At 64.8% G+C, this 18,640-nt stretch carries 21 protein-coding genes; 13 read left to right on the plus strand and 8 right to left on the minus strand.

Going from position 1 to position 18,640, the window contains the following annotated elements; all coding sequences use genetic code 11:
* Positions 1 to 82: 82 nt before the first annotated feature.
* Together ribF and murJ are read right to left on the minus strand one after the other, a co-directional pair.
* Positions 83 to 1,081: a bifunctional riboflavin kinase/FAD synthetase gene (gene ribF, locus THIMADRAFT_RS11055; protein ID WP_007193117.1), complete on the minus strand. Its 999-nt coding sequence runs from the start codon at positions 1,079 to 1,081 to the stop codon at positions 83 to 85.
* A gap of 195 nt (positions 1,082 to 1,276) precedes the next feature.
* Positions 1,277 to 2,812, minus strand: coding sequence for a murein biosynthesis integral membrane protein MurJ (gene murJ / locus THIMADRAFT_RS11060; protein ID WP_007193118.1), 1,536 nt, complete (start codon positions 2,810 to 2,812; stop codon positions 1,277 to 1,279).
* A 316-nt stretch (positions 2,813 to 3,128) separates the two neighbouring features.
* Here murJ and rpsT point away from each other — a divergent pair, with 316 nt between their 5' ends.
* On the plus strand, positions 3,129 to 3,392 hold the full coding sequence (rpsT, locus tag THIMADRAFT_RS11065; RefSeq protein WP_007193119.1) for a 30S ribosomal protein S20: 264 nt from the start codon (positions 3,129 to 3,131) through the stop codon (positions 3,390 to 3,392).
* Positions 3,393 to 3,741: 349 nt separating this feature from the next.
* Here the strand turns inward: rpsT and lgt are convergent, their stop codons facing one another.
* Positions 3,742 to 4,575 carry a prolipoprotein diacylglyceryl transferase gene (gene lgt / locus THIMADRAFT_RS11070; protein WP_007193120.1) on the minus strand — a complete coding sequence of 278 codons (834 nt, stop codon included), beginning with the start codon at positions 4,573 to 4,575 and terminating at the stop codon, positions 3,742 to 3,744.
* A gap of 495 nt (positions 4,576 to 5,070) precedes the next feature.
* Between lgt and THIMADRAFT_RS11075 the strand changes: the two genes are divergently transcribed.
* The 6 genes from THIMADRAFT_RS11075 to THIMADRAFT_RS11100 all read left to right on the plus strand — a co-directional run bounded on the left by THIMADRAFT_RS11075 (position 5,071) and on the right by THIMADRAFT_RS11100 (position 7,718).
* A complete protein-coding gene (locus THIMADRAFT_RS11075) occupies positions 5,071 to 5,298 on the plus strand; it encodes a hypothetical protein (RefSeq protein ID WP_007193122.1) in 228 nt (75 codons plus the stop codon).
* On the plus strand, positions 5,295 to 5,459 hold the full coding sequence (locus tag THIMADRAFT_RS27110; RefSeq protein WP_007193123.1) for a hypothetical protein: 165 nt from the start codon (positions 5,295 to 5,297) through the stop codon (positions 5,457 to 5,459). The genes THIMADRAFT_RS11075 and THIMADRAFT_RS27110 overlap by 4 nt, the downstream gene beginning before the upstream one ends.
* Before the next feature lie 3 nt (positions 5,460 to 5,462).
* Complete coding sequence (locus tag THIMADRAFT_RS11080; protein ID WP_007193124.1) at positions 5,463 to 5,858, plus strand: Rieske (2Fe-2S) protein; 396 nt, start codon at positions 5,463 to 5,465, stop codon at positions 5,856 to 5,858.
* Between the two features lie 75 nt (positions 5,859 to 5,933).
* The gene (gene grxD, locus THIMADRAFT_RS11085) at positions 5,934 to 6,248 is read left to right on the plus strand and encodes a Grx4 family monothiol glutaredoxin (RefSeq protein WP_007193125.1); all 315 of its coding nucleotides are present in this window, start codon (positions 5,934 to 5,936) and stop codon (positions 6,246 to 6,248) included.
* Positions 6,249 to 6,268: 20 nt separating this feature from the next.
* Positions 6,269 to 6,529, plus strand: a complete 261-nt coding sequence (locus THIMADRAFT_RS11090; protein ID WP_007193126.1) for a BolA/IbaG family iron-sulfur metabolism protein — start codon at positions 6,269 to 6,271, stop codon at positions 6,527 to 6,529.
* Between the two features lie 190 nt (positions 6,530 to 6,719).
* Entirely contained in the window at positions 6,720 to 7,718 is a 999-nt protein-coding gene (locus tag THIMADRAFT_RS11100; protein ID WP_007193127.1) for a hypothetical protein, read from the plus strand.
* A 291-nt stretch (positions 7,719 to 8,009) separates the two neighbouring features.
* On the opposite strand, the gene THIMADRAFT_RS11105 is transcribed toward THIMADRAFT_RS11100, so the two are convergent.
* Together THIMADRAFT_RS11105 and THIMADRAFT_RS11110 are read right to left on the minus strand one after the other, a co-directional pair.
* Entirely contained in the window at positions 8,010 to 8,414 is a 405-nt protein-coding gene (locus THIMADRAFT_RS11105) for a type II toxin-antitoxin system VapC family toxin (RefSeq protein ID WP_007193129.1), read from the minus strand.
* The gene (locus THIMADRAFT_RS11110; RefSeq protein WP_007193130.1) at positions 8,411 to 8,680 is read right to left on the minus strand and encodes an AbrB/MazE/SpoVT family DNA-binding domain-containing protein; all 270 of its coding nucleotides are present in this window, start codon (positions 8,678 to 8,680) and stop codon (positions 8,411 to 8,413) included. Before THIMADRAFT_RS11110 ends, THIMADRAFT_RS11105 begins: the two co-directional genes overlap by 4 nt.
* Before the next feature lie 299 nt (positions 8,681 to 8,979).
* Between THIMADRAFT_RS11110 and THIMADRAFT_RS11115 the strand changes: the two genes are divergently transcribed.
* Complete coding sequence (locus THIMADRAFT_RS11115; RefSeq protein WP_007193131.1) at positions 8,980 to 9,168, plus strand: hypothetical protein; 189 nt, start codon at positions 8,980 to 8,982, stop codon at positions 9,166 to 9,168.
* A 328-nt stretch (positions 9,169 to 9,496) separates the two neighbouring features.
* On the opposite strand, the gene THIMADRAFT_RS11120 is transcribed toward THIMADRAFT_RS11115, so the two are convergent.
* From THIMADRAFT_RS11120 to THIMADRAFT_RS11130, 3 genes are all read right to left on the minus strand, one after another.
* Positions 9,497 to 10,177 (minus strand): endonuclease/exonuclease/phosphatase family protein, encoded by a 681-nt coding sequence (locus tag THIMADRAFT_RS11120; RefSeq protein ID WP_007193132.1) that lies wholly within the window; start codon positions 10,175 to 10,177, stop codon positions 9,497 to 9,499.
* Positions 10,178 to 10,432: 255 nt separating this feature from the next.
* The gene (locus THIMADRAFT_RS11125) at positions 10,433 to 12,523 is read right to left on the minus strand and encodes a hypothetical protein (protein WP_007193133.1); all 2,091 of its coding nucleotides are present in this window, start codon (positions 12,521 to 12,523) and stop codon (positions 10,433 to 10,435) included.
* A 4-nt stretch (positions 12,524 to 12,527) separates the two neighbouring features.
* Complete coding sequence (locus tag THIMADRAFT_RS11130) at positions 12,528 to 13,085, minus strand: Smr/MutS family protein (RefSeq protein ID WP_007193134.1); 558 nt, start codon at positions 13,083 to 13,085, stop codon at positions 12,528 to 12,530.
* Between the two features lie 315 nt (positions 13,086 to 13,400).
* Here THIMADRAFT_RS11130 and surE point away from each other — a divergent pair, with 315 nt between their 5' ends.
* The 5 genes from surE to ccoN all read left to right on the plus strand — a co-directional run bounded on the left by surE (position 13,401) and on the right by ccoN (position 18,628).
* The gene (surE, locus tag THIMADRAFT_RS11135; RefSeq protein ID WP_007193135.1) at positions 13,401 to 14,150 is read left to right on the plus strand and encodes a 5'/3'-nucleotidase SurE; all 750 of its coding nucleotides are present in this window, start codon (positions 13,401 to 13,403) and stop codon (positions 14,148 to 14,150) included.
* Positions 14,151 to 14,179: 29 nt separating this feature from the next.
* Positions 14,180 to 14,812 carry a protein-L-isoaspartate(D-aspartate) O-methyltransferase gene (locus THIMADRAFT_RS11140; protein WP_007193136.1) on the plus strand — a complete coding sequence of 211 codons (633 nt, stop codon included), beginning with the start codon at positions 14,180 to 14,182 and terminating at the stop codon, positions 14,810 to 14,812.
* 268 nt (positions 14,813 to 15,080) lie between these two features.
* Complete coding sequence (locus THIMADRAFT_RS11145) at positions 15,081 to 15,902, plus strand: peptidoglycan DD-metalloendopeptidase family protein (RefSeq protein ID WP_007193137.1); 822 nt, start codon at positions 15,081 to 15,083, stop codon at positions 15,900 to 15,902.
* Positions 15,903 to 15,932: 30 nt separating this feature from the next.
* On the plus strand, positions 15,933 to 16,967 hold the full coding sequence (rpoS, locus tag THIMADRAFT_RS11150; RefSeq protein WP_007193138.1) for an RNA polymerase sigma factor RpoS: 1,035 nt from the start codon (positions 15,933 to 15,935) through the stop codon (positions 16,965 to 16,967).
* Between the two features lie 227 nt (positions 16,968 to 17,194).
* Positions 17,195 to 18,628, plus strand: coding sequence for a cytochrome-c oxidase, cbb3-type subunit I (gene ccoN, locus THIMADRAFT_RS11155; RefSeq protein WP_007193139.1), 1,434 nt, complete (start codon positions 17,195 to 17,197; stop codon positions 18,626 to 18,628).
* The last annotated feature ends 12 nt before the right edge of the window (positions 18,629 to 18,640 follow it).

Consider the following 18,640-nt stretch of genomic DNA (forward strand, 5'->3'; position numbering starts at 1 on the left):
GACAAAGGACGATTGTGGCTTGCTCGGCCGCGCGAGGCAAAGGTGATCGCGTCCGGGTCCGAACCCCGAGCCCCGAGCCGACTCAGGGCCCGAGGCCGGCTACCGGGGGCAGGGGGCGATTGTCGGGGTCATGCGGCCCGGTTGTTTGGAGATACTCGCGTGCGACCCGTGCGTCGACCTGGATCTGCTCCTTGAGCGCATCGAATGACTCGAAGCGCTGCTCGTCGCGCAGCTTCAGACGGAATTCGACCCCCAAGTGATGTCCGTAGATCTCGCGATCGAAGTCGAAGAGATGGACCTCGAGGCGATAGTCCTTTCCGTTGACGGTTGGCCGTGTGCCGACATTGGCGACGGCCGGGAGCGGGGTCGGGCCGAGACCGGACACCGTGACGGCGTAAACGCCCCGCACCGGGCTGAAACGGCGGTGCAGGTCGATGTTCGCAGTCGGAAAGCCGATGCTGCGACCGCGTTTGGCGCCGTGGGAAACCCGGCCCTGCATGCGGTAGGGGCGCCCGAGCAGGTGACGGGCCTGCTCGAGATCGCCGCGCCCGAGCGCCTCGCGCACCCGGGTGCTGCTGATCCGCTCGGTGCCGTGCGTGATGGTGTGCAGATCCTCGACCTCGAACCCGCTGTCGTCCTTCCGGCCGGCCTGGCCCATCGCGTGCAGCAGGGCATAGTCCCCTTCGCGACCTCGGCCGAAGCGGAAGTCGTCGCCGACCAAGAGATACCGTACGCCGAGTCCGTCGAGCAGGAGCCGTTGCACGAAGTCGCGTGCACCCATTCCGGCGAGCTTCGTGTTGAACTCGAGGAGCATCACCCGCTCGATGCCGCAGTCCTGGATCGCCGCCAGCTTCTCGCGTAACCGCGTGAGCCGCGCGGGGGCAGACTCGGGTGCGAAGAACTCCATCGGTTGCGGCTCGAAGGTGATGACCGTCGCCGGCAGACCGAGCTCGCGTCCGCGCGCCAACAGGCGCTGGAAGACGGTTCGATGTCCCAAATGAACACCGTCGAAGTTGCCGATGGTCGCAACGCAACCTCGGTCGGTCGGGCGCAGGTTGTGTAAGCCTCGGATCAGCCGCATTGCCATCTGCCTCGGGAAACCGGAACGCCAGTATACGCGAGCACCGGAAGGCCTCGAACCATCCCCGACGTTTGACGCTCGCACAAGATGTCTCGACGACATCCGTCCGACGCTCGCCGACGTCGAGCGCCGCTGCTTGATCCGGATTCGGGTCAAGGCGAAACCCGCTCGAATCTTGCCGGAAGCGGCTTGGCCTTATTCCCGCCCCATGAAGTGCCGTGGGCGGATGCCCATCGCCAGCAGAGCCGTCGCATAGACGGCCCCGCCGATCAGAATCCACATCAGCAGACGCCAGATCCGTTCACCCGGACCCATGGCGATCCAGTCCGCGGTCACGCCGACCCCCAGATAAATGACGATGCCCATCGCCAGATTGGCGATCAGCGCCTTGATCATCAGCGGGATCCATGTGCGCTTCGGTCGAAAGATGCGGTCCCTGAGTAGGCCGCGCAGCAGCAAGCCGGCGTTTGTGATGGCCGCGATCGTCGTGGCCGCCGCAAGCCCGGCATGTCCGAAGGGAAACATCAGGATCAGGTTGAAGGTCATGTTGGTCACGAGCGCGATCACCGCGATACGCACCGGCGTCTTCATGTCCTGACGGGCATAGTAGCCGGGCGCCAATACCTTGATCCCCATGAATGCGACCAGTCCGAGCGCGTAGGCCATCAGACTGAGTCTGGCCTTCTCCACGTCGTTCGCGCCGAACTCGCCCGAGTAGAAGAGGGTCGCGATCATGGGCCCGGCCAGGAGCAGGAGGCCGACGGCACAAGGCACGCCCAGCAACAGGACCCAACGCAGCGCCCAATCCATGGTGAACGAAAAGGCCACCGGATCGTCCGCGGCATGACGCTGCGACAGGCGCGGCAGGATCACGGTTGCGAGCGCCACGGCGAGGATGCCCAACGGGAACTCCATCAGCCGGTCGGAGTAATAGAGCCAGGAGATGCTCCCGGTGACCAGAAAGGAGGCGAGCAGGGTATCGAGCAGCAGGCTGATCTGTCCGACTGAGACCCCGAACAGTGCCGGCACCATCAGCTTGACCGTCTTGCGCACGCCCGGATCCGTGGTTGCCAGGCGCGGGCGCGGCAGCAGCTTGAGCTGACGCAGGAAGGGGATCTGAAAGAGCAGCTGCGCGATCCCGGCGATGAAGACACCCCAGGCCAGCGCGACGATCGGGCGGTCCATCAGCGGTGCGAGATAGACCGCGCAAAGGATCAGCGAGATGTTGAGCAGGACCGGGGTGAAGGCCGGGATGCCGAAGCGCTCGTAGGTGTTCAGGATGCCGCCCGCAAAGGCGGTCAGCGAGATAAACAGGAGATACGGAAAGGTCAGTCGAAGCATCTCGGTGGCCAGAGCCAACTGCTCCGGCTCGTTCACGAAGCCCGGGGCGAAGACCAGGATCAGCAACGGCGCACCGAGCACGCCGAGCACGGTCACCAGCAGCAGAACGGCGCCGAGTGTGCCGGCGACCGCATCGACATACGCCTTGAGCGCCTCGAACCCGCGCTTCTCCTTGTATTCGTTCAGGACCGGGACGAAGGCCATGGAGAAGGCGCCTTCGGCAAACAGCCGACGCATGAAGTTGGGGATCTTGAAGGCGACGAAGAAGGCGTCCGTTCCGGCGTCGGCGCCAAAGATCCGGGCGATCACCAGATCGCGTACGAAGCCGAGGACCCGCGAGAGAAAGGTGTTGCTACCGACCTTGGCGATCGAGGCGGCGAGTGAGGCCACGGCTGATGAGACTCCGCAAAAAGCGCGGATTATAAGGGTGTCCGGGGGCGGCGGCGATCGATCGGATTCGCCGAAGCCCGCCGTTCAAATCGGTTCGGGCGGGACCAATGCGCCGCTCGAATGTCGAGGTGCGGCGTGCAAGCGCGGGTTGGGCGGCTCGCCGGAGAGGCGCAGCGCGGCGTTGTCGAGCAAGTTCAGCGCTTTGACCTTCGTGCGCATAGGCACGCACGCATTGACAGGACCCGAGGCCATATGGATACTACGCGGTCTTTACTCGAATGACAGCTCCACAGCGCCGGATTTTCAGGAGACCCCTTTGGCCAACTCAGCACAAGCCCGCAAGCGCGCCCGTCAGGCGGAGAACCGTCGTCAGCAGAACGCCTCGCAGCGAAGCACCCTGCGCACCTTCATGAAGAAGGTCATCAACGCTATCCAGGCCGGCGACAAAGAAGCGGCCGTTCAAGCCTTCAAGGATGCTGTCCCGCGTATCGATCGGGCCGCGCGCAAGGGTCTGATCCATGCCAACAAGGCAGCTCGCCACAAGAGCCGGATGAACGCCCACATCAAGGGCATGGTTTAGTCGCTGTTCGGCACCGATCTCCGGCGCACGGAAGAACCGGCCTTCGAGGCCGGTTTTTTTATGCCTTCGCGGGCGAGACTCTAAAGAGCGCTGCGAGCTATCGGCGGCGAGCGTCCAGGGTCTCGGAAGCCGATAACGGATCCTAAATCCCGATTGTAAAACCGCAAAGGCGCACGGGACGCAAAAGAAGACAGGAGGATGGGATACGAACGACGTTCGCCTTTCGGGTGAATAGCGTCACTGAAGCAAGGCATTGATCGCCTTTACGCTCTTTGCGGTTCAGCCGCTCTTTTTTTAGGCCGAACGCCGAGGCCGAGGGTCCCGGAGATGGGCAGATGCCGCCGTCGGCCTACGACGAGCGGCGTGCACGTGCGTAGGCGAGCGCGAGCAACAGCGCGCCGAACAGGATCATGGGCGTCGAGAGCAGCTGACCCATCGTCAGCCAGCCGAATGCGAGATAGCCGATATGCGCATCCGGCACGCGTACGAATTCAACGGCGAATCGCGAGAGGCCGTAGCCGAGCAGGAAGAGCCCCGAGACGGCCATCATCGGGCGCGGTTTGCTGGAAAAGATCCAGAGGACAATGAAGAGGGCAAGGCCCTCGAGCGCGGCCTGATAGAGCTGCGAGGCATGCACCGGGATGCTCCAGTGCGTCCCTTGGGGGAGATCCGCGCATTGCGCCGGAAATTCCAGACAGGGCAGGCGCATCCCCCAGGGGAGATCGGTCCGGTGGCCCCAGAGCTCGCCGTTGATGAAGTTACCGATTCGCCCCGCGAAGAGCCCCAAAGGGACGAGCGGGGCGAGGAAATCGCCGACCTGAAAAAACCGCATGCGATGGCGGCGCGCGAACAAGTAGATCGCGATCAGCACCCCGACCAGCCCGCCGTGGAAGGCCATTCCGCCCTCCCAGACCTTGAGGATGTTCAGCGGGTTCGCGGCCAGTTGGTCGAACCCGTAGAAGAGCATGTAGCCGAGCCGCCCGCCGACGATCGTGCCGATGACGCCGTAGAAGATGAGGTCGTCGACCATCTCGACCGTCCAGCCCGAGCCGGGCCGGCCTGCTCGCCAGCGCCCCAACATCCAGGCGGCAGCGAATCCGACGAGATACATGAGCCCGTACCAATGGATCCGTAGGGGTCCAAGGCCGAGTGCGACGGGGTCGATATCGGGATAGGTCAGCATGGCGGCGGCTAGTATACAGCGTGGCCGCGAGTTTCAAGATGTCGGTTTCAAGGCAGGGTTCGGAACCTGTTGTTTCGGGCAGTGTCCGGTCGCAAATGTCCGGGACTCATCCACCCGGCGCAGTCGGCAGCGGGTCACGCTCGCGCTCAATCCATCCGCGTTCGCCGTGTCGTTGCCTTGCTCTCTTCGTTGTCGCGAATCCAACGTGTCACTGTCGCAGCGGGTCGTGATGATCGGTAAGCCATTGAAAAGTTGTCGGCGATAATTGGCCTGTTGTTTGCTGGTAAAATAAGCAGCGCGACAGCAACCCGGATTCGTCTCATGGCACCGATTCACGCATCGAAATCGATCACGCGAACAGATGCAGTCCCCGGCTCACACACTGCGAGCGTGGATGTCTTCGTGGCCCGAGGCGATGCCCGCGGGCTCGCCGAAGTCCCCCACGGCCGCTTCGGCCGGCAGACCGTCGGCGCCGGACTCGGGTCGAGCTGAGCCATGGCCCGATTCGAACCCTGCCACGGCAAGAACGCCTGCCGCGATACCGGCGAGCGCTGTCTAACCTGCGGCCGAGAGTCGAGCGAGATCGCCCGACTGCGGGCATCCATCGACGCGCTGGCCAATCTCGCGATGGACTATGGCTACGACAACAGCGAAGAGTTCGCCACCTACGTTGCGCGCAAGCTGTTCAAGACCATCGCCCATCGCCGCGAAGAGCTGCCATGAGCGGACTCCCGATCGATCTCGACGACCCCCGCTTCCGCCTGGGCGCGCAGGAGATGGATAGCGTTCATCGCGAGCTTACCGACTTGGGTTGGTTCACGGTCCATGCCGAGACCATGGGCAGAGATCTAGCTGCACCTCTGAAAGCGAACCCGGGTTCCTGATCGGTGAACACCACGCCAGCCCAGGGCCCTTCAGCGTTCGACAAACGCAAACTGCTGATTTGCGAGAGCGCCGAGTTGGCGGATCGTCAACATCGAATCATCTCTCTGCTGTTCAAGAACGAGCGCCAGAGCGCGATCGTGCTTCGACACGGCGGCCAGATCTTCGCCTATTTGAATCAATGCGTGCACATGGTGCGGCGTCTGGACTGCATGCACGACGCGGTCTTCGATGCCGAGCAAAAGCACCTGCGCTGCTCCATGCACGGCATCGTCTACGACCCGACCACGGGTGAATCCTTGAGTGTCTTGTGCTCGGGCGAGCGACTTGAAGCGTTGCGCTCCGCCGAAATCGACGGTCGGGTCTACATCGTCGACAAACGCGTGACGGGCCTGATCTAACCCCGGCGATTCTCGATCTCCCCGGCGACTGAATGCGCCGGACAGACAACCGTCCTCCCTCAGCGAGCAATGCCCATGAAAACCACCGACAAGATCCGTCAACAACTTGAGGACAACCCGATCGTCCTATACATGAAGGGCACGCCGCGCGAGCCGCGCTGCGGGTTTTCAGCCAAGGCAGCGAGCGTGCTGCAATCCACCGGGGTCGAGTTCGCCTACGTCGATGTCTTGGCCGCGCCGGCGTTCATGCAGGCGCTGCCCGAGGTCTCGGATTTTCCCACCTTCCCGCAACTCTTCATCAAGGGCGAGGTCATCGGCGGCAGCGACATCATCGAGGCCATGCTCGCGAGCGGCGAGCTGTTGCCGATGCTGAAAGACGCGGCCGCTTAATACGAGACCGAGGATCGCACATGCACCAAGACGAGATCATCACGCGCGTTCGGGCCGAACACCCGGACGCGGTCATCGACATTGCCGGGGCCGACTGCAACTTCGAGATCCACATCGTGAGCGAAGGCTTCGCCGGCCAAGGTCTGCTCCAACGCCAAAAAGGCGTCTTGGGCCTGTTCAAGGACGAGTTGAAGTCCGGTGTCCTGCACGCCTTGACGATCAAGGCCAAAACACCGCAAGAGAAGGCCGCGGAGTCCCCTGAGGCGATGCCCGACCGCTAGCGATCCGTGCGGCACGCGCCTCGTCGTAGGCGCTCCGGCGCGAGTCCATCGGCGGGCCAGTGATGTAGGGTGCGGTGAGGAACGAACCGCACCGATTTCGGGTCAACTCGTGGCACGGTGCGGTTCGTTCCTCACCGCACCCTACGTGTCTGAAATCTCATCGGAGATAGATCGGGGTACACTCCCGGGCATGAGCCCGCACACACTGCCGCTGAGCCGTCTAAGCCTGCGCTTCCGCTCCCCGGAGCGCGAGGCGGCCTATCGCCGCGCCCAGCTCGACGGCTCGCTGTGGTTGCTGCGCTGGGCACTGGGCCTCGGCGTGCTGGTGCAGCTCGCCTTCCTGCGCGTCGACTCCCTGGTGCTCGGCGAGCAGGCCGCAACCCTCTGGGCGGCCCGTTTCGGGGTGAGCATCCCGGTCGGCGTCGTCGCGTTCGTGCTGAGCTTTCATCCCGGGTTTGCGGCCATCGATCAGCCGGTCGCCGCCGCAGTCGTGCTGGTCAACGGTCTGACAACCGCGCTGGCCAATCTGCTGTTCGATGCCGGTGCGACCATGTATTTCGTCCCCGGCACCGTTGTCGTCGCCATGTACGGCTATGTGCTACTTGGCCTCCGCTTCGCCTGGGCCGCACCGCTGGTCGGCGGCATCGGCGTCCTGAACCTGCTGACCTTGTGGGCGCTTGATACCCCCGCGGTCCTGATGGCCAAGGCGGTCTACATGCTCGTCATCTCGACCGGCATCCTGACGGTCGGTGCCTACCGCATGGAGCTGACCAGCCGCATGGAGCACTACACGGCGGAGAAGCTGCTCGCCCGAGAGCGCCATGCGCGCGAGACCGAGGCGGCGCGCATCGACTGGCTCGAGAACCTCGCCCACTTCCTGCGCCACGAGCTGTGCAACAGCGTCACCGGCGTGCGCACCTCGCTCCATCTGCTGGAACGGCACACGCCCCCCGACGAGCGCAACGGCGTCTATTCTGGGTCAGGCTCAGCCGCAGCCGCTTGTCGTTCTGGCTCGCGCTGTAGGTTTCGAGGTCGATGGCCAGGTCGCCGCGGCACAGTGCCTCGCCGCTTGCACCGCGCTCGACCGAGCCGCAGTCGCCCGCGACTCCCCCAACCGGGACGGGGTTTGCAACCCCGTCCCGTACGTTTGGGGACGTACGAAAAACGCTGGGCCGAAAGGCGCGAGTAAACGCCGAGATGTTCCGGACGGGGCGAGTGCCCCGTCCGAGCGAAATGCGAATGATCGAGGACCGCGATAGGAGTCAGCGCATGGTCAGTGTCCGTCCCGCGTGCCCGGCCGGCGCCGAGCACCTGCCGCAGCCCGTACGGACCGACCCGCTACTATGGGCCGCGCTCGCCCTGGCCGTGCTGGGTCTGGTCATGACCACCTCCGTGGACGTGGAACGGGGCGCGTTGCGCGACCCCAACATTTCACGCGCCGCGCCGTCGTTGGGGTGCGCTGCGCTGACCCCGACCGACGTCAATCGCTCGGAATCGGGATGTGTTGGACCGGCAGGCCCTGAGCCTTCGCGGCCTTGACGAACCGCTGGTCGAAGGTGAGCAATCGGTCGACGCCGGTGGCGAGGGCGAGATGCAGGGCGTCGGCAAAATCCATCCCGGACTCGTACCAGGACAGGGCCTTCGCGACGTCGTCTGCCTTCTCGATCTGGACATTGGCGAGTCCAAGCACCTGCAACAGCGACCGATGGATGGTCTCCGGAGGCAGATCGTAGGCGGCCCGCAGCACCCACTCGAGCTCAAGCAGGACCGTGTGGGGCAGGAGGATCACGTCCGGGCCGGCGAGCACGGTCATCGCCTTGCGGGCTTGCTCGACGTCGTCGTTGGTCAGATACCGCACCAGAACATTGGTATCCACTGCGATCATCGGGAGCTGCCCCGTGTCCACTCGCGCCGCAGGTTGTCACCGATGGCCGCGTCCATCTCCTCGGGAGTCTTCGCCGGCCCGCGGTATCCCGTGCAGCCCAGCCCGTCCTCCAATCGCGTCCGCGGGAACGGCTTTGCCGCGCGCAGCACCAGGACATCGCCACGATCCTCGATGACCAGCTCGGTGCCGGGCTCCCAGTGGTGGCGCGCACGGATCGCTCGCGGAATGACGATCTGACCCTTGGTGGACAGGCGGAGGGTTTCCATGGCGACAACAACGGTAAGACGCAGTAAGCCAAGGCTAGCAGGGCCCGCGGAACCGAGTCAAATCCGCGCCTTGGCGTCCGTGACCCGTTCACCCACCGGCAGCCGGCGCCGCGCTCGGTGCGGATGGCGGTGGGCTCAGGTCGATCCTCCGGCCGCGTTCATCATTCGTCATTAATCGTCACGCTTCATGCGGGCAATGTCATGGATTCGAGGCTTGACTCCGGATCAAGATCCGCAGGGGTGTGCGTGCCCCGCTGACCGCGGTTTCACCGAATACACCGGCAAAAGGAGCCAGAGCGATGAAGACGACGATGACCTGTATGGCCGCGGCCGTGATCGCCTGGGCAACGAGCGGGGTGGCTTCGGGTTGCTACAACGGCAGCAGTTGCGACAACACCGAGGCGCCGGCCGAGGCGCGGGCGGTGATTGCGTGCACCTACGAATGCAACACCGACACCCCGCCCGAGACCGACGCTAAGACCGGATGATCGCCGGGCCTGCCGGCATTGGCGATCACGGGGGCTTCGGCCCCCTTTTCTTTGCCCGGCATGTCCGCGGATGGCGCCGCCACCTGGTCCGCGGTCTGCCTTCATCCCGCTATGGGGTAGGTTGGGGTGAGGTACGAACCCCAACATCTCCCGCCGTCGCCGAATCGTTGGGGTTCGCGATGCTCACCCCAACCGACACCAGCCGCGGAAATCGGCGATCACGGGGGCTTCGGTCCCTATTCTATGCCCGGCGCGTGCGCTGTCACATTCCGTCCGTCCAGAAGACGTCCAACGCCGATCGGCCTGATGGCCTGAACAGGCGCTCGCCTCAGCGCGACAGGACCAGATCGGCCCAGACGCCGTAGTGGTCGGACGGCGGGTTCGTTTGCCCCGTCAAGCCGACCGCGATGGGGACCAGCCGTCGGGAGCCGAGGATGCGGTCGAGCCGCCGGCTCGGCTCCGCCGCGAAGGCGTGCTCGCGGGCCAAGGGGTTCGTCTCCAGGTCGTAGCTGTAGCCCGGCCCGCCCGGGCGCAGCCGGGTCCAGGCATCGGTCCAGCCGGCGAGATGGGCTGTCTCTGGGTCCTGATCGCCGACGTTGAAATCGCCCAGCCAGAGCGTGAGCCCCCGGTGGGGCAGGCGCTCCTGGATGAAGGCGATCTGCGCCTTTCGCGCAACCTGGTCCTCCAGTAAGCTCTCCAGGTGCGTGGTGGCCACCACCAAGGGCTCGGTCCCCGGGTCGAGTGAGGCGAAGAGGACGTAGCGCCCCGAGGCGCTCGGCAGCTTGCGGTAGGCGATCTTCGCGAACGGATAGCGCGACAGCACGAGCAAACCGCCGGGCGGCGCCTCCGATCCCTCGACGCTGACGTGGTAGCCGGCCCAGTCGGCATCTTCGGCGAGGACCTCCATGAACCCGGCCGTGACCTCCTGCAACGCGACGATGTCCGGGTCCAGCGCCTTCGCTTGCCGCAGCAGTGTATGCGCTCGTGCCGTGCTCGCGGTCTCGAGCACAAGGCCGAGCAGCCGCTCGAGCGGGGGAAGGCTCGAGCACGTTCCAGGTTAGTACCCGGATCGCTTGCGCGGTTGGGTCGGCGGCGCGGGGCAGGGGCGCGTCAGCCGGTACGTTGTCTGGGGCATGGGCGCCGAGACAGAGTAACGCCAGCATCCAATGCAGCCAGCGCCTGACCGGTCTCCGGCGGAGGCGTTCGGCAAGATCCGCGCGCCGCCTTCCGAGATCGTCCCGAGAACTCCGCAGCGCGATGGCATTCACGGCCGCGCTGCGTTCTCCGCGGATGTCGCCTGCGGCGTCCGGAGAAACGCGCGCGCCGTGCGGCTGAAGTCGAACCCCGGCAGCTTGGGGTAGAGGTGGCCCGAGAACTGGGGCGCCCAGCGGGGCGTTTCGCCGTTTGCCCGGGCCGGTAGTGGGTCGACGAGCTTCGCCCCGGGTTTGATCGGACGCTCGGGCGTTGCCGAGAACCCGGCCACGCCGGTATAGCCGAAGATGCCGTAGAAGGCCTCGGCCCCGTAGCTCCCCGACGGACTCAGGGTGGCGGCCCTGCGCGCCGGGCCGGGGGGCGGTGGGTTCTGGTCGGACTTATGCGGCTCGTCGAAGGCCTCGAAGGCGTGGATCTGAACGCCTTGCTCGCGCGACCATCGGAACGCGGCGCTCAGGAAGGCGGCGCTCAGCCGATCGTTGAAATAGGTCTGGACGATGTCGATTCCCGGCTTGCCGATCCGGCTGTCGGCATCGTCGAGATGCTCGGCGATGCGTGCGAATGCCGAGCCGGGTGGTGCCGCTCGCTCGCCGGCGGCGGCGCCCGGGAGGTTGAAGGCGATGCCGTCGGTGGGGTGACCGATCTCGCCGATCATGAGGTCGATCGCCTTGCCGTCGGCGAGCCCGGCGATCGTCGCTTCGAGTCGGCGCCACTGGATCGAGAGCTCGCCGCGCTCCGGATCGAAGAAGACGTCCCAATTCCCGGTGATGCGGGCCTGTTCCACCGCCTCGGGGCTCGGATAGATGTTCTCCATGAGCACGTCCGTCACGCCGATCAGCTCGCGGACGTCTTGCGTGAATTGGCGAACCGCCGGATCGGTCGCGTCCGCGTCGACACTCCGAAAACGGCGGCCGCGCACGCCGACGGTCAGCGTGAGCCCCTCGAAGTCACCGCCCGGTGCCATCTGCGCCCGAGCGAAACGCACCATCTCGGTCACCTGCCGGGTCGGGGTCATCCGCGCGTCGCTCGATACGACGGGCTCGGCGTACTCGTTGGAGAGGATCAGGTGGGTGACGGTGCCGGGATGGCGGTCGTTGGCGGTCTGTGCCTGGGCGAGTGCGGAGCGGATGGCGAAGCGCATCCGCGGGTTGACCAGAGTGCCGTCGACGGCGACGTTCGGCACACCTTGCTTGATCGTGAGGAGGGTCTTGCCGGCGCGGGCGTTGATCTCGGCGGCGGCAAGGGAGACTTGCGCATTGGCGTCGCCGAGGAAGAAGCCGGGATTCAGCACCGCTCCGGGGTCGCTGCGCAGTGCCGGCGCGAAGACGCGCAGATGCACCGCTTGCAGTGCCAGGTCGTGCCCCGCCGTGCCGGTGCTCTCGACGATGACCCCGTCCGGGTCCGGGGTGACGAAGCCGGCCTCGGGCGGGAAATAGAAGTACAGCTCGTCGATCGTGCGCCGGGTGGTCGGGCTGCCGGCGTCCTCGGCGAAGACGTCGACCTGGTTCTCGGCCCATACCGGCAGCACCACCATGTCCTCGCCGTCGAGGCGGCGCCAATAGCCGACATCGAAGCCGGTACCGTAGGTCGCGAGCGTGAGGGGTGCCCCGTCGGCCTGTTTCGCGAGATAGTCGAGCTGGCGATAGACCGAGGCCCGGTGGTCGACGGTGGTCGCGGCGCGCGCTGTCGTGCCCTCGAAGAATTTGAAGTAGGTGCGGCTCCAATCGGCCGGACTGGCCTCGCGCAGTGCGGAGGGGTCGAGGTTCAAGATGCCTTGCGCCTCGATCCTGCTCAGGTGCCCGGCACGATCGAAATGCAGTGCGACGCGCTGGCGGGCCATCCAGAGCCCGGGCGGGGTCTGCGTCATCGAGATGCCGCCGCGATAGCTGTTGAAGGCGGGCGTATAGCGCCGCCCAGGTGCGAAGGGGTTGTCCCCCGATGCGCTCCATTGGCCGACATAGGGCTGATACGCAAGACCCATGACCGGGTGGTCGGATGCCGCATCGGCAGCCGCGGGGAATCCGCAGAGGTTCGCGGCGATCAAGGCCGCGGCGGCGACGAGCGCCGTTGATCCGCGAGCGCGGGTCGGGGGTTCTCGGGTGTGGTCTGGGCGGGGAGCCGGATGCGCGAGGGGCGGCTGCATCGGGTCAAGGCGTCCGGCTCGACTTGCTTGGATTGCTTGGATTGCGCAACAAGATGTAGACGGCGCCGGTGCCGCCGTCGCGTCGGGTCGCGGAGCAGAAGGCCAGCACCTCCTCGTGCAGCCTCAGCCAATAGTTGACCTTTTGTTTGAGGACCGGTTGTTGGCCGGCCGAGCGATAGCCTTTGCCGTGGACGATCAGGGCGCAGCGCACGCGGCGTCGCGCGCATTCGGCGAGAAACTCGGCAAGGAGCCCGCGGGCCTGCTCGACGCGCAATCCGTGCAGATCGAGCTCGAGTCCGACCTCGATGCCGCCGCGTTGCAGCTCGGACATCAGGCGTCTCTGGACGCCGGGTCGGGCGAACAGCAGAAACTCATGAGTCTCGACCTCCGACTCGGACAACAGCGGGACGCCTTGCCCCTCCGGCAGCTCGACCGGGCGCGGACGCGGGATGGGCGGCGGTTTGCGGCGTTCATGCTCGACCCGGTCGTGCGCGACGGGCTCGGCGTCCTGAACATGCTCGCGAAACAACGCCAAATCAGCTTCTTGGATTTGTTTCTTCATGTCTGGACAGGTTATCGTTGCACTCCGACGGATGGCGTCGCCTGCAGGCCAGGCTTGGGACAGTCCCCAAGACAGTCCGTGGCGGCGAACGTCCGCATGCATGACCACGACGGCGTCTGCCGGGTCGCTCTCGAGCGTTCTGATGGGCTTGCGTCGAGTCGTCGTTCGGCCTCGCAGTATAGCAGCGCCGCTTGGTTGAGGCGGACCGAGGCGCGCCGGGTGCCGGTTCGGGTGCTTTTGAGTATGATCCGGGCGACCCCGATTCGGTGGGCCCTGGAGAGGTATCGGTTTTCTACGGACGCGGTTTAGGACGACATGAAGATTCTCGTGAGTAACGACGACGGTTATCAGTCGCCCGGTCTGGTCAAGCTGGCCGATGCCCTTGGGTCCCTCGGGGATGTTCTCGTCGTGGCGCCCGAGCGCGACCGCAGCGGTGCCAGCAACTCCTTGACGTTGGATGTGCCGCTGCGGGCGACCCGGATGGCGAATGGCTACATCCGGGTCGACGGGACCCCGACGGATTGCGTCCACCTGGCATTGACCGGCCTGGTGGATGTCGATCCCGATATCGTGGTGGCCGGGATCAATCACGGGCCGAATCTCGGCGACGACGTGCTCTACTCGGGGACCGTTGCGGCGGCCACCGAGGGGCGGTTTCTCGGCCTGCCCGCCATCGCGGTGTCCATGTACGCGCACGAGCCGCAGCACCTGGAAACCGGTGCGGCGGTTGCGGTCGAGCTCGTCACCCGCTTGCGGGAGGCCCCGCTCGAATCCACCATCATCCTGAACGTCAATGTGCCGGATGTTCCGTACGACCGGATCAAGGGGTTCGTCTCGACCCGTTTGGGGCATCGGCATAAGGCCGAGGCCGTCGTCCCCGCGCTCGATCCGCGCGGGCGTCGCATCTACTGGGTCGGACCCGCCGGTCCGGAGCAGGACGCCGGGCCCGGTACCGATTTCTTCGCCGTGCGCAACGGTTTCGTCTCGATCACTCCTTTGCAGGTGGACCTGACGCGGCACAGCGCCTTGGAATCCGTTCGCCAGTGGTTGGATACGCGCCCTTGAGCGCCGGGTCTGTCCACCAAGGGATCGGGATGACCTCGCAGCGTACCCGCGCTCGTCTGATCCAGCGTCTGGAAGAGTCGGGGATCCGGATGCCGGAGCTCCTCGACGTGATCCGGCGATTGCCGCGTCATCTGTTCGTCGACGAGGCGCTGGCGAGCCGCGCCTACGAGGACTCGGCACTGCCGATCGGCCATGGTCAGACCATCTCTCAACCCTACACGGTCGCGCGGATGACCCAGGCGTTGATGGAGCCATCCAAGCCCGATACCGTGCTCGAGATCGGTACCGGCTCCGGTTTTCAGACGGCCGTTCTGGCGTCGCTGGTGCGCCGGGTCTACAGCGTGGAGCGGATCGGGGCCTTGCTCGAGCGTGCTCGTGAGCGGCTGCGCCAGCTCGAATATCGCAACATCCGGTTTCGACATGACGACGGCGCTCTGGGTTGGCCCGAATATTCGCCCTTCGACGGCATTCTGGTCACGGCAGCGCCGCGCGGTGTGCCGCGGGCGCTTGCCGAGCAACTCGCGCTCGGGGGCGTCATGATCCTGCCCATCTGGGAGGGCGATGCTCAGGTGCTGCTGCGTGTCACGCGCACGCCGCAGGGCTTCGAGCAGGAGGTTCTCGAGTCGGTCAGTTTTGTACCGCTCGTTTCGGGGGTGTCTTGAATCTGGATTCAGCAGTCGATCGCTCGGAAAGGGTCCACGAACGAACAAAACAAGCTGACGAACGAATACCATTGCCGCGTCTGTTGTCGTTGCCGTGATCGCAATCGACAACGACAACGAATAGGTTCGCTGCCCCGCTTATTTCCGATAGGTTCCTGATCGCTGTATGCATCGGATGGATACAATCAAAATTTCCAAAGGCCCGATCGCTCGCACGCCGGATGCTCGTCTCTGCCGCCCCCGGGCACGCCCCGCGCGGCGTCGTGCGATGCTGTCGGTGGGCTGTTATGGACTTGCCCTGTGCGTGACCTTGTTGCTCGCCGGGTGCGCCTCGAAGGCGCCTGCACCGGTGGGGGGGTGGGATTGGGTCGGTCCGGCTCCGGATGGCTACTATCTGATCCGCCAAGGCGACACGCTGAGCGAGGTTGCGACTCGGCAGGGCGTGGGTCTTCGGACGCTCGCACGCTGGAACGGCCTGGAGTCGCCCTACTCGATCTATGCCGGTCGACTGCTGCGGATCGAGCCGCCCGACGGCTCGCCCCCGCCGCAGCCGTCCGCGGCGCCGAGCGCTCCGACGGTGGCTGCTGCACCGGCGCCCACGAAGGCTGCGCCTGCGGCGAATCCGGCGCCGGCGCCCGGCCCCGAGCCCGCCTCGAGAGGCGCGCCTCGGAAGGAGACGGCCCGCACCGCCGGGAGTCCGGTCGCGGCCACCGGGGTCGCTTGGGCTTGGCCGCTCGAGGGATCGCTCGTGCAGCGCTTCAGCGACGGCGACCGCACCCGCCAAGGGATCCGCATCCGCGGGCGCGCCGGCGATCAGGCCACAGCCGCGGCCGATGGCCAAGTGGTCTACAGCGGCGGTGGACTCAAAGGGTACGGCAACCTTATCATCATCAAACATAACGACAAATATCTGAGCGCTTACGGCTTCAATCGCAGGTTGCTCGCCGCCGAGGGGGATCGGGTTAAGCGCGGACAAGCGGTTGCGGAGGTGGGTCAAGCGGTCGAGGGGGGCGGCTATCTCCTGCATTTCGAGATCCGCCGAGACGGCGCGGCCGTCGACCCGCTACTCTACCTGCCTCCGCGAACGTAAACGCGTCCGACCCGACGGAGGAAGATGTGGATGTCAAGCGCCGATCCTCGTGAGCCCAAGGTCGATGTTCCCGATCTCGCGTCGGACCTCGACACAGAGATCTTGCTCGACGGCGAGGACTCCGAGCCGACCGACGACGATATCGAGGCGGACGAGGCTGATCCCGTCGAGTCCGAGCCGAGCGAGCCGGTGGCGATCGAGCCTTCGCCCGAGCGTTTCAGCTCGGGCGAAGGCGATTTCGATGCGACGCGCCTCTACCTGAACGAGATCGGAGAATCCAAGCTCCTCACCGCCGAAGAAGAGATTACCCTCGCGCGGGCAGCCCAAAGCGGCGACAACGCCGCACGCCAGCGCATGATTGTCTGCAACCTCCGGTTGGTCGTGAAGATCGCGCGGCGCTATCTCAATCGCGGCTTACCCCTGTTGGATCTGATCGAAGAGGGCAACCTCGGGTTGATCCGCGCGGTCGAGAAATTCGATCCGGAGCGAGGGTTCCGTTTCTCCACCTATGCCACCTGGTGGATCCGCCAGACGATCGAGCGGGCAATCATGAATCAGACGCGCACGGTGCGCCTGCCGATTCATGTCGTGAAGGAGATCAACATCTATCTCAAGGCTGCGCGCAAACTCTCGCAGCGCCTCGATCACGAGCCCACCACCGAGGATATCGCCGTCCTGCTCGACAAGCCGATCGGCGAGGTCAAGCGGATGCTCGGACTGAACGAGCGCATCGCCTCGGTGGATACACCCTACAGCAAGGATGCCGACAAGCCGCTGGTCGACATGCTTCAGGACGAGGCCGCCGACGATCCCGCCGACCGCATCCAGGACACCGACATTCAAGCCAATCTCGAGCACTGGCTCGGGAAGCTCAATGCGAAACAGCGCGAGGTCGTGGAGCGGCGCTTCGGCCTGCACGGTTACGAAAATTCGACCCTCGAGAACGTCGCCCAGGAGCTGGGCGTGACCCGTGAACGGGTGCGCCAAATCCAGATGGATGCGTTGCGGCGGCTTCGCGATATCCTGGAAAAAGAAGGGTTTTCGATCGACGCGTTTTTCAAGTGAGACCGTTCGTCAGGATGCTCGAATCCCCCGCCCGGACCTGATCCAGATCAATGACTGTTGCGGTATATCCCATATGGATCGGGTTGTATGCCCTGCCCATCTGTTGACTTTCCGACTCCGATCCAGTGAGATGACCCGCGCACTGTCGCCCGATGCAGCGGCATCACGAGACGGCTGGATCGCCTTATAATCCTTGTTGTTTTCCCGACGTTTTCTGGGAGGGTCTAATGGAAGCCAGTCTGGAACGGAAGTACAACTTCGACGTTGTACGCTGGTTCACGGTCATGGCCGTCGTCTACCTTGTGGTGGGCGCGTCTGTCGGGGTCTATATCGCAGCGGAGCTGGCTTGGCCGGCACTGAATCTCGATAGCCCCTATTTATCGTTCGGGCGTCTGCGCCCGCTTCACACCAATGCCGTCATCTTCGCCTTCGGCGGATGTACCCTGATGGCCACCGCCTTCTATACCGTCCAACGCACCTGCGGCGCACGCCTCTGGAGCGACAAGATGGCTTGGTTCACCTTTTGGGGTTGGAATCTGGTCATCGTTCTGGCCGTGATTACGCTTCCGCTGGGTTTGACCCAATCGAAGGAATACGCGGAGCTCGAATGGCCGGTCGACATCTTGATCGCCGTGGTCTGGCTCTCGTTCACCATCAACTTCGTGATGACGATCGCCAACCGGAAGTCCTCGCACATCTATGTGTCGAACTGGTTCTTCCTCGGCATGATGATCATGATCGTCTATCTCCACGTCGTGAACAGCCTGGCGATTCCGGTCGGACTCTTCAAGTCGTATTCGATCTTCTCGGGCGTCCAGGACGCGATGATCCAGTGGTGGTGGGGACATAACGCGGTCGGGTTCTACCTGACGGCCGGTTTCCTCGGGATCATGTATTACTTCGTGCCGAAACAGGCCGGACGTCCGATCTACTCCTACCGGCTCTCGGTCATCCATTTTTGGGCCTTGATGTTCGGCTACGTCTGGCTGGGTGCGCATCATCTGCAATACACCGCGCTGCCCGATTGGACAGGGTCGCTCGGAGCCGCGGTCTCCATCGCGATGATCATCCCCTCCTGGGGCGGTGCCGTGAACGGCATGATGACGCTCTCGGGCGCCTGGGACCGGCTGCGGACCGACTATGTGCTGCGCTTCCTGATCATTGCACTCGCCTTCTACGCCATGTCGACCTTCGAAGGCCCGGTCATGTCGCTGAAGACGGTCAACGCGCTCTCCCACTACACCGACTGGACCATCGGTCACGTGCATTCCGGCGCGCTGGGTTGGGTTGCGGGGATCTCGATCGGTGCGATCTACCACCTGATGACCAGGCTCTATCACACGGAGATGTTCTCGGTACGGCTGATCAACTTCCATTTCTGGACGGCGACGATCGGGACCGTGATCTACATCGTGGCCATGTGGGTCTCGGGAATCATGCAGGGCCTGATGTGGCGTGCCTACGACGAGTACGGCACCCTGGCCTATACCTTCGTTGAGTCCGTGGACGCGATGCACCCCTACTACGCCATGAGAGCGGTCGGCGGTGCGATCTTCCTGCTCGGCGCCATCGTGATGCTCTTCAACATCTTGATGACCGTGCGCAAGTCGTTGTCCGAAGGCAGCCTGAGCAAGGCCCGTGCCTTGCCGGCAGCGGCATGATCCCCGGAGTAG

Origin of the sequence: Thiocapsa marina 5811, assembly GCF_000223985.1 — a bacterium.
Classification (GTDB): Bacteria; Pseudomonadota; Gammaproteobacteria; order Chromatiales; family Chromatiaceae; genus Thiocapsa; species Thiocapsa marina.

What these genes read in the sequence shown, in the direction of transcription:
- ribF (WP_007193117.1), bottom strand. Translation starts at nt 1,081, where the DNA reads ATGCGGCTGATCCGAGGCTTACACAACCTGCGCCCGACCGACCGAGGT.
- lgt (WP_007193120.1), bottom strand. Translation starts at nt 4,575, where the DNA reads ATGCTGACCTATCCCGATATCGACCCCGTCGCACTCGGCCTTGGACCC.
- THIMADRAFT_RS11075 (WP_007193122.1), top strand. Translation starts at nt 5,071, where the DNA reads ATGGCCCGATTCGAACCCTGCCACGGCAAGAACGCCTGCCGCGATACC.
- THIMADRAFT_RS27110 (WP_007193123.1), top strand. Translation starts at nt 5,295, where the DNA reads ATGAGCGGACTCCCGATCGATCTCGACGACCCCCGCTTCCGCCTGGGC.
- grxD (WP_007193125.1), top strand. Translation starts at nt 5,934, where the DNA reads ATGAAAACCACCGACAAGATCCGTCAACAACTTGAGGACAACCCGATC.
- THIMADRAFT_RS11090 (WP_007193126.1), top strand. Translation starts at nt 6,269, where the DNA reads ATGCACCAAGACGAGATCATCACGCGCGTTCGGGCCGAACACCCGGAC.
- THIMADRAFT_RS11100 (WP_007193127.1), top strand. Translation starts at nt 6,720, where the DNA reads ATGAGCCCGCACACACTGCCGCTGAGCCGTCTAAGCCTGCGCTTCCGC.
- THIMADRAFT_RS11105 (WP_007193129.1), bottom strand. Translation starts at nt 8,414, where the DNA reads ATGATCGCAGTGGATACCAATGTTCTGGTGCGGTATCTGACCAACGAC.
- THIMADRAFT_RS11110 (WP_007193130.1), bottom strand. Translation starts at nt 8,680, where the DNA reads ATGGAAACCCTCCGCCTGTCCACCAAGGGTCAGATCGTCATTCCGCGA.
- THIMADRAFT_RS11115 (WP_007193131.1), top strand. Translation starts at nt 8,980, where the DNA reads ATGAAGACGACGATGACCTGTATGGCCGCGGCCGTGATCGCCTGGGCA.
- THIMADRAFT_RS11125 (WP_007193133.1), bottom strand. Translation starts at nt 12,523, where the DNA reads ATGCAGCCGCCCCTCGCGCATCCGGCTCCCCGCCCAGACCACACCCGA.
- THIMADRAFT_RS11130 (WP_007193134.1), bottom strand. Translation starts at nt 13,085, where the DNA reads ATGAAGAAACAAATCCAAGAAGCTGATTTGGCGTTGTTTCGCGAGCAT.
- surE (WP_007193135.1), top strand. Translation starts at nt 13,401, where the DNA reads ATGAAGATTCTCGTGAGTAACGACGACGGTTATCAGTCGCCCGGTCTG.
- THIMADRAFT_RS11140 (WP_007193136.1), top strand. Translation starts at nt 14,180, where the DNA reads ATGACCTCGCAGCGTACCCGCGCTCGTCTGATCCAGCGTCTGGAAGAG.
- THIMADRAFT_RS11145 (WP_007193137.1), top strand. Translation starts at nt 15,081, where the DNA reads ATGCTGTCGGTGGGCTGTTATGGACTTGCCCTGTGCGTGACCTTGTTG.
- rpoS (WP_007193138.1), top strand. Translation starts at nt 15,933, where the DNA reads ATGTCAAGCGCCGATCCTCGTGAGCCCAAGGTCGATGTTCCCGATCTC.
- ccoN (WP_007193139.1), top strand. Translation starts at nt 17,195, where the DNA reads ATGGAAGCCAGTCTGGAACGGAAGTACAACTTCGACGTTGTACGCTGG.